Annotated in this window: 15 protein-coding genes; all 15 read right to left on the bottom strand. The window is 66.9% G+C overall.

The window, feature by feature from the left end:
- Positions 1-350: 350 nt before the first annotated feature.
- The gene (locus G6027_RS07255; protein ID WP_182636590.1) at positions 351-782 is read right to left on the bottom strand and encodes a hypothetical protein; all 432 of its coding nucleotides are present in this window, start codon (positions 780-782) and stop codon (positions 351-353) included.
- Between the two features lie 14 nt (positions 783-796).
- Entirely contained in the window at positions 797-1,177 is a 381-nt protein-coding gene (locus G6027_RS07250) for a capsid cement protein (RefSeq protein ID WP_182636589.1), read from the bottom strand.
- Between the two features lie 17 nt (positions 1,178-1,194).
- Positions 1,195-2,082: a major capsid protein gene (locus G6027_RS07245; protein ID WP_182636588.1), complete on the bottom strand. Its 888-nt coding sequence runs from the start codon at positions 2,080-2,082 to the stop codon at positions 1,195-1,197.
- Positions 2,083-2,092: 10 nt separating this feature from the next.
- A complete protein-coding gene (locus G6027_RS07240) occupies positions 2,093-2,515 on the bottom strand; it encodes a hypothetical protein (RefSeq protein ID WP_182636587.1) in 423 nt (140 codons plus the stop codon).
- 10 nt (positions 2,516-2,525) lie between these two features.
- The gene (locus G6027_RS07235) at positions 2,526-2,921 is read right to left on the bottom strand and encodes a helix-turn-helix domain-containing protein (RefSeq protein WP_182636586.1); all 396 of its coding nucleotides are present in this window, start codon (positions 2,919-2,921) and stop codon (positions 2,526-2,528) included.
- Positions 2,918-3,235, bottom strand: coding sequence for a hypothetical protein (locus G6027_RS07230; protein ID WP_182636585.1), 318 nt, complete (start codon positions 3,233-3,235; stop codon positions 2,918-2,920). The genes G6027_RS07235 and G6027_RS07230 overlap by 4 nt, the downstream gene beginning before the upstream one ends.
- Positions 3,228-3,380, bottom strand: a complete 153-nt coding sequence (locus G6027_RS07225) for a hypothetical protein (RefSeq protein ID WP_182636584.1) — start codon at positions 3,378-3,380, stop codon at positions 3,228-3,230. The genes G6027_RS07230 and G6027_RS07225 overlap by 8 nt, the downstream gene beginning before the upstream one ends.
- Positions 3,381-3,410: 30 nt before the next feature.
- Entirely contained in the window at positions 3,411-3,584 is a 174-nt protein-coding gene (locus tag G6027_RS07220; protein WP_182636583.1) for a hypothetical protein, read from the bottom strand.
- Positions 3,581-3,829 carry a hypothetical protein gene (locus G6027_RS07215; RefSeq protein WP_182636582.1) on the bottom strand — a complete coding sequence of 83 codons (249 nt, stop codon included), beginning with the start codon at positions 3,827-3,829 and terminating at the stop codon, positions 3,581-3,583. The genes G6027_RS07220 and G6027_RS07215 overlap by 4 nt, the downstream gene beginning before the upstream one ends.
- Positions 3,826-4,071 carry a hypothetical protein gene (locus G6027_RS07210; RefSeq protein WP_182636581.1) on the bottom strand — a complete coding sequence of 82 codons (246 nt, stop codon included), beginning with the start codon at positions 4,069-4,071 and terminating at the stop codon, positions 3,826-3,828. The genes G6027_RS07215 and G6027_RS07210 overlap by 4 nt, the downstream gene beginning before the upstream one ends.
- The gene (locus G6027_RS07205; protein ID WP_182636580.1) at positions 4,071-5,312 is read right to left on the bottom strand and encodes an AAA family ATPase; all 1,242 of its coding nucleotides are present in this window, start codon (positions 5,310-5,312) and stop codon (positions 4,071-4,073) included. The genes G6027_RS07210 and G6027_RS07205 overlap by 1 nt, the downstream gene beginning before the upstream one ends.
- Positions 5,299-5,964, bottom strand: a complete 666-nt coding sequence (locus tag G6027_RS07200) for a hypothetical protein (protein WP_182636579.1) — start codon at positions 5,962-5,964, stop codon at positions 5,299-5,301. Before G6027_RS07200 ends, G6027_RS07205 begins: the two co-directional genes overlap by 14 nt.
- 367 nt (positions 5,965-6,331) lie before the next feature.
- A complete protein-coding gene (locus G6027_RS07195) occupies positions 6,332-6,709 on the bottom strand; it encodes a hypothetical protein (RefSeq protein WP_182636578.1) in 378 nt (125 codons plus the stop codon).
- Position 6,710: 1 nt separating this feature from the next.
- Entirely contained in the window at positions 6,711-8,117 is a 1,407-nt protein-coding gene (locus G6027_RS07190; protein WP_182636577.1) for a recombinase family protein, read from the bottom strand.
- Positions 8,118-8,129: 12 nt separating this feature from the next.
- Positions 8,130-8,499 (bottom strand): C40 family peptidase (locus G6027_RS07185; RefSeq protein ID WP_182636576.1); only part of this gene is annotated, 370 nt, incomplete at its 5' end.

The raw sequence follows: 8,499 nt of genomic DNA, 5'->3' as shown, positions 1-8,499 counted from the left end.
GGAGTCAGGCGTCTCTCTCCCCCGGTGGAAAGTTCCCGCGCATCGCGTGAAGTGAGACGGAAAAAGTGCCTCCAGCATGGGGGTCGCGCACCAGGTTGCCAGGGATATCCCCCCTGGGACCCGTAACTTTCGGCCCTGTACAAAAAAGCCCCTGACTCCGGCGGGGGGCTGTCAGGCCGGTACCCGGTCCAAGAAAATGGGCCACCCCCTCTGTACGTGCGAAAGCCCCGCGCAGGTGAACCCATGCCCTGCGCGGGGCTTTGCTGGTGGCGGGGCGGGTCGCTGGTCCCTTGGTGCCCTGCCGGTCCCGTGGAGCGCAGGAAGTCCGCTCCACGGGGGCTTGTGAGGGGTTATCGCACCCAGCGTGGGGTGTCGTCCCGATCGTGGTCGTGGAGGTCGCTTCCCCCTCGACCGATCTCGCTGCGGGGGATCAGGTCAGCAGGCAGCCTCGAGAGCGTGGTCTCGGTGTCGTCGGGGTCGACGAGCATCCGCTGTACCCACCGGTCACGGCTGGCGGCGGTGATCTTGTTGGCGTCCATGGCGGCGGCGACGACGGTTTCGGCGCGGTCGTGGCGTTGGCGGTCGCGCCACTTGTGGCCGTCTGCAGCGAGGGCCTGGAGCTCGGTCAGTTGTGATGCTTCGACGGTGGCGAGGTCGGGGTCGTCCTCGGTCGGGGTGAGGGCTGCGAGGATCGCGGCGACGAGTGTGTCGGCGTCGGGATTGTCGAGCTCGAGTGCTCCGGCGAGGGTGGCGACCTGGTCGTCTGACAGTTCAATGCTCATGGTGTGGTGTCCTCTCAGAGCAGGGAGACGGGCACGTCGGTGCCGCTTGTGGCGGTGTCGACGGCGTATCCCACGACGACACCGTCGGTGGCCTTGATGGCCTTACCGTTGGCGCCGACCTGGATGTCGTCTCCTGCGGTGATGGCGCCGCCGGCGGTGACGGTGATGACGCGGCCGGATCCCCGGGCGATGCCGACGAGGTCGTCAGCGCCTGCGTCGTACTTGACCACGCCTGCGGTGCGGGCCCCGGCAGCGGCGGTGGTGATGCCGATCAGGTTGTCGACGCGGGCACCGCTGATCGCGGCGAACGTCTTGCCGGTGACGCCTGCGGTGGCGCGGCAGGTGATGTCGGAGCCGTCGTTGTAGAGGTCTCGGGCGGGATTCTGGTAGCTCATGGTGGTGTCCTTTCGGGTCAGGCTGCGAGGCCGGTGATCTTGCGGACCGAGCGCGGGGAGGTGACCCCCATGACGGGCATGGCGTAGGACTGGAGCCAGGTCTGGCGGTGCTCCCGGTCGTCCCACGTCTCGGTGGTGAGGGGCTGTTCGTAGTCGACGAATCCGACGGTGCCGGGGTCGATGACGTAGGCGGTGCCGGCGGTGACCTGAGTGGAGGTGTGCATCGTCAGGCCGGCGGCGGTGAGCACGTCGGTCAGCTTCTCCCCGTACGCGGTGGCCAGGGCGGCACGCTGACGCGGATGGACCAGCAACATGCTGTAGGTGACCCCGAGTTCGTCCTCGTCGGCTGCGAGCTGCGCGGCGGCGAGGTCGGCGGTCGGCCGGTCCGCGGCAGCGGTGGGCGTGGCGCCGTCGAGGGTGAGGGCGGCCCAGTTGTGGCCGGTGATCTCCCCGCCGTCGTCGAGGGTGGCCAGGGCGGCGTCGAGGGTTTCGATCGCACGGGAGTTGAGCTTGCGGGTGATCGTGTTCGCCAGCCGGGTGACCGAGTTGTCGAAGTCGATCGAGTTGTTGCGGCGGCGGGCCTCGTCGGTGACGGCGAACTTACCGCCGAAGTCCTGCACTCGGGCGAGCTGCGCTTCGGGCTTGTCGGAGAAGATCACCGGGTACTCGTCGCCGGGCTTGCGGTCTGCGACACCGTCAACAAACAGGTGCTTCTCGGTGGTCTGCGAGTAGATGACCGCGCCACCGGTGACGGGCTGACCGATGGTGGAGAACACCTTGTCGACCAGGACGGTGTCGAAGGTCAGGTCCGCGAGGCGTTCGGTGATGACGGTCGGATGGTTGAGGGCCTCGTCGACGGTGATGAGGTTGCCGTTGAGGTCGGCCTGTCCGGGGTACAGGGGCATGGTGGTTCTCCTATCGGGTGGATACCCAGCGGTGCCGGGTGGTGTTGGTGATTGAGGCGGCGACAAGACCACGTAGTGAGGTCATGCCACCTACGGCGGGCTGTTCAGCTCCGAGTAGGGCGAGTCCGACGAGCAGGAATCCGCGGTCGGAGAACACGCCCTCGATAGAGCGGTCGGGATACTCGGTGGGAAGGCGTCGGGCGAGGTCGGCGGGGATGCCGTCCAAGTCACCGATGAGAGTGCGGCCCGCATCCGCCAGGCGCAGGTTGGTGACGAACCCGATCGCAGGGGCGCCGGGTGCCGGGTCGACGTGCCCCAGCTTGAGCCGGGGCAGCCGGTAGGTGTCGGTGTGCTGTGCGGCGACTGCGGCAGCGAGGTCGGCGGGGGTGAACGTGACCGGCCCGGTCGAGGCCGGCCACGTCCCCACCTTCACGAGCTCGACGTCATGCCACGTGATCGTGCCGTCTGTGTTGGTGCTGGCGGTCGGCTCGCGCTTCGACTTCGTCGCGGGCGACGAGCAGGACACCACCAGTGCGGCGGCCGGTGAGCCGGCCCCGTGCGACAAGCGAGCGGACGTTGCGCGGGGTGCATCCGAGTATCTGCGCGGCGGTCGCCGTGGTGATCTGCTCATAGTCGATACCTTCACCGCTGGTATCGAACGTGTGTTCCGTTGTGCCTGTGGCGGCAGCGAGGTCGACGGTCAGGCGCCGAACATCGGCGGGCAGGCGTCCACCTTGGCGGCGGATCACTTTCTCGCACGCTGCGAGGGCTGTGGTCAGGCGGCGGGCCTGCGAGGGGGTGAGGACAAGGTCACCGCCGGGCAGGCGGACAACGCTCATTCGTCGTCCCCTATCGGTGCGAGGGCCTGGAGCATGAACCTGAGTTCGGCTCCCACGGCGCGGGGATTGACGTCGAACGCCCCCGCTCCCAAGGTGTTGGCGGTCGCCATGATTACGGCCAGGGCTGCGCGGGCCACGTCTTGCACCGCTACGGCCGGCATCCGCATATGCAGTAGGTCTTCGGTCGCCAGGTCGAGGTCCGACTTCCCGCGGCCAGGGGTGGAGACCACGGCCCCGTCCGAGCGCAGTGTCACGTTCGGGTCGTGACCGTCCAGCGCGGCGACAAGAACAGCGAGTGCTTTCGGGTCAAACATTGGTGAACCCCTTCTTGAGGTCAATCCACGCGGCCTGACGGTCACGCGCTAAACGGAGGTCGGTGGTGGTGGCTGCGTCGAGGGTGGTGTCACACCAGCGGCGCAGGGCGTCATCGACGAGGCGGTCACGCAGTTCACGATTCACGGGCCTGCTCCTGCCTCTTGGTGCGGTGGTTCATGCGGTCTCCTGGGAAAGCTCGGCGGCATCGACCAAGGCATCTGCCAGGGCGTGTGCCTCGTCGGCGGTCATCTCGTAGTGAAGGTTCCCCAGCTCGAGCACAATCTCGTTGCGGTAATGCGGGGGGTGTGTACGGACGACCGGGGTCACGTTTCCGGGCTTAGTTCTCATGGCTTGTCCTTAGGGATTGAGGGGACGGTTCCGGCCCACACGTGGTGCTGGCGGTGCATCTTCGGTGTTCGGTCGGCCAGCGTCCGGCAGGCTGAGAACGCGGTGCATCGCTGGCACTGGGCAGCGGCCCACTTGAGGCGTTCGAGACGGTCGGCCGGGGATTCCCCCTCGATCCGGTCGGTCTCCCAGTCGGCCCAGCGGCCCACACAGCGGGCGGAGGCGAACGTGTCGGGGTCGGGGATCATCGGCGGGCCTTCCTGTAGGCGGCGAGGGACACAACACCGGCGGCAGCGTGTCGTCGGGCGTGTTGCTTCTCGAGCGCGTCGAGGTAAATCTTTTGGTGGGCGCGGGCCTCGGCCAGGTCGTCGACGGTGGCCTGGTGCAGGCCGACGCCGGCCCACTCGTGGAGAACGTCGCCTATCGCGGCGAGGTCGTCGGCGCTCAGGTGGCCGTCGAGGATCGGGGCGAGGGGACGTAGGTCGGGCATCAGGCACCCCTCGCGAAGTCGTGCTCAGGATCGCGGCGGGCGCAGATACCGGAACCGTCAGGGATCAAGATGGATTGACCGCACACCCGGCACGACGGACCACTACCTACAGACCGTGTTACATGTGTTACTTGTGTATCTTTCGATTCTTCGTCAGCGGGAGAAGTAACACCGGATGTAACACTCGACGTAACATCGTCAAGGCTCTGACCTGCGGAAGTAACACTTGTTACAGATGTAACAGGGGTGTAGATACCGCGTCGAGGGTTACCGATCCTGCCCGCTTCGGCGGCACGCCGTAGGTACGTCCGCACCTTGCCCCGGTCCATCCCCAGCGCGTCCGCAACCTCGGCCGGCGTCACCTCGCCACTGCTGGCGTTGACGTGACGGACAATCTCGGCAGCATGGTCCCCCAATCCCTCGGTGACCGTCCGTGTCTCTGCCTGGCGTGCGGCGTCTGCGAGGTCGTCGCCGTCAACCACCCACGCACAATCGGTGATCGTCACCGCGTACTCGGCTTCCGCGACATCGCGGCCGGTCACGCGGATTACGCCCTCGTCACTGTTGCGTGACCTCGACAAGTTGAGGGTGAAATCAGCGGCCCCGTTGAGTCCGTTGGTGCCACTGGTGCTGTCCATCCAATCCGCGCCCTCGGCCTTGCGGACGTGGTGCACGACGAGGAGCGTCGCGCCCGGATTCTCGTCGGTCAGCCTCTTGAGGTCAGCGCCGATCCTGTAATCGCGTTCGTATGCGCTCTCACCGGCACGTGCGGACGGCATCACCCGTCCCAGGGTGTCGAGCATGACCAGCGGGTCGCGGTCCCCGTACTCGTCCAGCCACGCGCCGATGACACGCGTGATCGGGGTCAGTCCCGTGTCGGTGGCGTAGTGGAACAGGCTGGGGATCGGATCGTCTCCCAGCAGTTTCCGGGCGCGTGACTGTAGACGCCTCTCCCCGTCCTCTAACGCCATGTACAACGTCGGGCGAGGGGTACCCACGTCGATCCGGCCCAGGGCTTTCCCCCCGGCAGCGACGGCCAGGCCCACACCGAGCGCGGCCCAGCTCTTACCGATCTTCGGCGCACCGGTCAGCAAGCCGAACCCCTCGGGGACGAGGCCGGGAACGGACCACGCGACAGGCGGGAATGATTGAGCGTCGAGCCATGCCCCGGTGCGGATTACGTCCAGTGGTGACGGTTCGGGGACGAGAACCTCGTCAGCGAATGGATTACTGGTCAGCATGGCCGGCCCCCTTACGGGCAGCGGTGAGCCGGTCGTGCAGGCCGCGGAGACGAGTCCCCCCGGTCACGATGAGTTCCCACAGTTCGTCCTCGGACGCGGTGGCAGCCCAGCCCACGGCCCCGGTCCCGTACGACTCGACGGCGCGGCGGAAACGGTCAGCCAAGATCTGCGCGCAGTAGTAGTTGAGCGCTTCGGGAACCCCGCCGGCGTGCATCGCCTGCAAAAGCTCGTCACGCACCATCTGAGAGGCGTCCCCGGTGCGGATGATTTCATCTTTGACTGCCTGCGGCCCGGTGATGCCACGTCCAGCCAGCGTCACTATTGCGGCCCAGATCGTCCTGTGCGGCTCGTCCAGGTCGTCGGGGTGTATGAGGGCGGCGGCGTCGTTCACGACCGCTGGTGAGGTCCACAGGGCACCGCACAGCAGCAGTCGGCATGTATCGGATGCGGGGCCAGCGGGCGGGAGCTGCGTTACGCCGGTGCCGCCCCGGTATTGGATCGGCGGATGCCCCTGCGCAACCCATGCCGAGTTGAAGCGGTCGAGCTGGTCGGTGATCTGCGACCGGTGCACGGACGGGGTAGAATCGACGGCAGGCTGATGGAGTCTGGAAGCGCCCTCGTTGCTCGCGGGGGCGTTTTCGTTTGTCGTCACTTCGATGCACCCCCGGCGAATAGGCCGGCGAGACGACGTCGTTGGTCGTCGCTCAGGGGCGGCGCGGTCGCGAGTATGCGTTCGATGTGACTGGTTGCCGCTGCGGCGGCCAGGTCTCGACGTGCCGCGATGAGGTCGGGATCGTCGACGGTGCGAGAGCGTGTCAGGGATGCGACTCGAGCGCGATGTTTCGCTACTTCGGGGTGAATGGACACCTTTGGTTCCTTAGGGCGTGTGGAATCACACACCCTGTGAAGGTGTCTCAGCCTGTCGGAGTTAGCGGCCCGTACACAACCGGTTCACGATGGATTCCGCCCACGGCGTAGGCACCCCCACGGGTGCCGCATCAGAACTATTAGCAGCTACGCTACCGTTCGAGCCACGATATATCAAGCACCGTCACGCCACTGGTTAGTATCTTCTTGACTTCGTCATAGAACTTGTCGTCGAGACGCTGGAAATCCCTTCCGCAATCTCCGCAGTGCTCTTCAATTCGGTACCCCCTGCTACCACCCGTAAAGGGGTCGTAGTTGTCTCGAGGGAACGTCATGCGGTGGGCGTCTACGGTGTATCCGTTTTTCTTCAGTCGGAGCCGGGGCGTGGGCGACAGCCACCATTCGACCCGCCCCCCAGTCAGCGTGAAGTATGACCCGAAGTAATAGCTCCGGTGCGAACCCTTCCCCGTACACAGCAACGGCACATAGGGGCCAGTAGGAATCCAGGGGCGGGGCTTTCTCCTACTCATGTCATGCCTTCCATTTGATTGCGATGTCTTCGGGATTGAATCGGCGGGTGCCCACCGTGGACGGGTTCACGGTGACCTCGAGCAGTAGACGCACAACCGTGCGCTTGGACTCAATCGGCAGGGCATCCCACGCGGCCTTGACGTCCTCGGCGGTCACCAGCTCGGCAACCGGGGTTGTGGCGCCTGCGGTGGCGCGGCGTTCGGCGTCGGCGATCTGGGGGAGTAGGCGGGCCTCGATGCGGGCGAACGCCGGCGCGGACACCTCACCGGCCGCCGCGGCATCCGCGAATGAGTCCAGGCGGTCCCGTAGGGCGCGCAGTTCCTCGAGCGCCACGGCGGTCCCGTCCTCGGGGGCGGTGAACACGTCGACCGCATCGGGCATGGCCAAGCGGCCCACAATCACGCCGGTGACCAGTTCGTCAATCGGCTGGGCACGTCGAGCAATGCACGCTCTCGAGGACGAACACTGGTACTTCGGTGAGGCGACCGACTTGGGGAAGTAGTGGCGGACCGACGCCCCACACACCCCGCACTTTGCGATTCCAGACAACAGATACCGGGCGGCCGGTCCCGGACCCACTCGGCGGGCAGGGTCAGCGAGGATGCCCTGTATCCGGTGCCAGTCCGTTTCGTCGATGAGCGCCGGCCAGGATGCGGCCCCGATGATCTCCCCGCGATGTTGGCGCAGTCCGGCGTATGTGGGCGATCCAAGTATGAGGCGCAGGCGGCGCGGAACCCAATGCTCGAGGGCGTTCTTCTGAGACTTGGGGGCGGGCACCCCGCGCCGGTTGAGGTCGGCGGTAATGCCGCGCAGGGTCTCCCCGGTGAGGAACCGGCGCGCCACTTCTCGCACGATGGGGGCCTCTTCGGCGTGGACCGCCCACCCGGTTGTCGCCCCGGTGTCGGGGTCGAACGTGCGGCGGTAACCGTACGGCGCCCTGCCTGCGGGCCTGCCTGCCTGGGCGGCGGCACGCTTCCCCCGTAGGGTGCGCTCCCGTATCTGGTCGGCCTCACGTTCGGCGATGAGCGCGTCGAGGCCGGTGCCGAACCGGTCATCACCTCGGGTCAAGTCGTAGGTCCGGCCGCTGTAGGACCACAACACACCCCGCTCGGCGCATAGATCGCGCAGGGCCACGTACGCGGCCAAGTCACGTTGTGCTCGGCTCGCCTCCCAGGTGACGAGTACGTCGCCGGCGGTGAGGGTGTCGGCCAGGCGTTCGTACTGGGGGCGGGCCACCCCGGACCAGCGTGATGCGCCCATGTCGTTGTCTGTGAGGACCTCGGCGACAGTCCAACCCTCGCGGGCGCAGACGGCGCGGCACTCGGCCTCTTGTGAGTCGACCGACCGGGCGTTGCCGGTGGGATCGTTCGACACGCGGGTGTAAATGATTGCTCGGCGTTCTGCCATGGTGCTAGTGTATCAACACCTAGACAGATAACCGTCCTCGACGAGCTGGCCGTTGCCGATGTACATCGCGACATGGCCGTCCCACACCGCCAGGTCGCCCGGCATGAGGTCCGACCGCGATACCTGCGCCCCCACCCCCTGATCCTGCGCCAGACGGGGGATCTCGACCCCGGCATCCCGGTACGCCCACTGGGTCAGGCCACTGCAGTCCAGGCCCTGGCCGGGAGTGGTCCCGCCCCAGACGTAGGGCACACCCTGCTGGCTGAGCGCGTTGCGGACGGCACCGGCGGCCTGCTCGTTGGGGGCGGTGGCCACGGACCCGTCGGGCAACACGACCTCGACGCCGCCCCCGAGCACCCCTGCCCCGGCCCCCGCGGACTCT

Origin of the sequence: Dietzia sp. SLG310A2-38A2 (assembly GCF_014145095.1) — a bacterium.
Taxonomy (GTDB): Bacteria; Actinomycetota; Actinomycetes; order Mycobacteriales; family Mycobacteriaceae; genus Dietzia.
This window is presented reverse-complemented; position numbering and strand designations above follow the sequence as displayed.

Excerpts from the sequence above, each read along its gene's own strand:
- G6027_RS07220 (WP_182636583.1), bottom strand. The coding sequence starts at position 3,584 with ATGAGAACTAAGCCCGGAAACGTGACCCCGGTCGTCCGTACACACCCC.
- G6027_RS07255 (WP_182636590.1), bottom strand. The coding sequence starts at position 782 with ATGAGCATTGAACTGTCAGACGACCAGGTCGCCACCCTCGCCGGAGCA.
- G6027_RS07195 (WP_182636578.1), bottom strand. The coding sequence starts at position 6,709 with ATGAGTAGGAGAAAGCCCCGCCCCTGGATTCCTACTGGCCCCTATGTG.
- G6027_RS07215 (WP_182636582.1), bottom strand. The coding sequence starts at position 3,829 with ATGATCCCCGACCCCGACACGTTCGCCTCCGCCCGCTGTGTGGGCCGC.
- G6027_RS07205 (WP_182636580.1), bottom strand. The coding sequence starts at position 5,312 with ATGCTGACCAGTAATCCATTCGCTGACGAGGTTCTCGTCCCCGAACCG.
- G6027_RS07250 (WP_182636589.1), bottom strand. The coding sequence starts at position 1,177 with ATGAGCTACCAGAATCCCGCCCGAGACCTCTACAACGACGGCTCCGAC.
- G6027_RS07230 (WP_182636585.1), bottom strand. The coding sequence starts at position 3,235 with ATGTTTGACCCGAAAGCACTCGCTGTTCTTGTCGCCGCGCTGGACGGT.
- G6027_RS07245 (WP_182636588.1), bottom strand. The coding sequence starts at position 2,082 with ATGCCCCTGTACCCCGGACAGGCCGACCTCAACGGCAACCTCATCACC.
- G6027_RS07235 (WP_182636586.1), bottom strand. The coding sequence starts at position 2,921 with ATGAGCGTTGTCCGCCTGCCCGGCGGTGACCTTGTCCTCACCCCCTCG.
- G6027_RS07210 (WP_182636581.1), bottom strand. The coding sequence starts at position 4,071 with ATGCCCGACCTACGTCCCCTCGCCCCGATCCTCGACGGCCACCTGAGC.
- G6027_RS07190 (WP_182636577.1), bottom strand. The coding sequence starts at position 8,117 with ATGGCAGAACGCCGAGCAATCATTTACACCCGCGTGTCGAACGATCCC.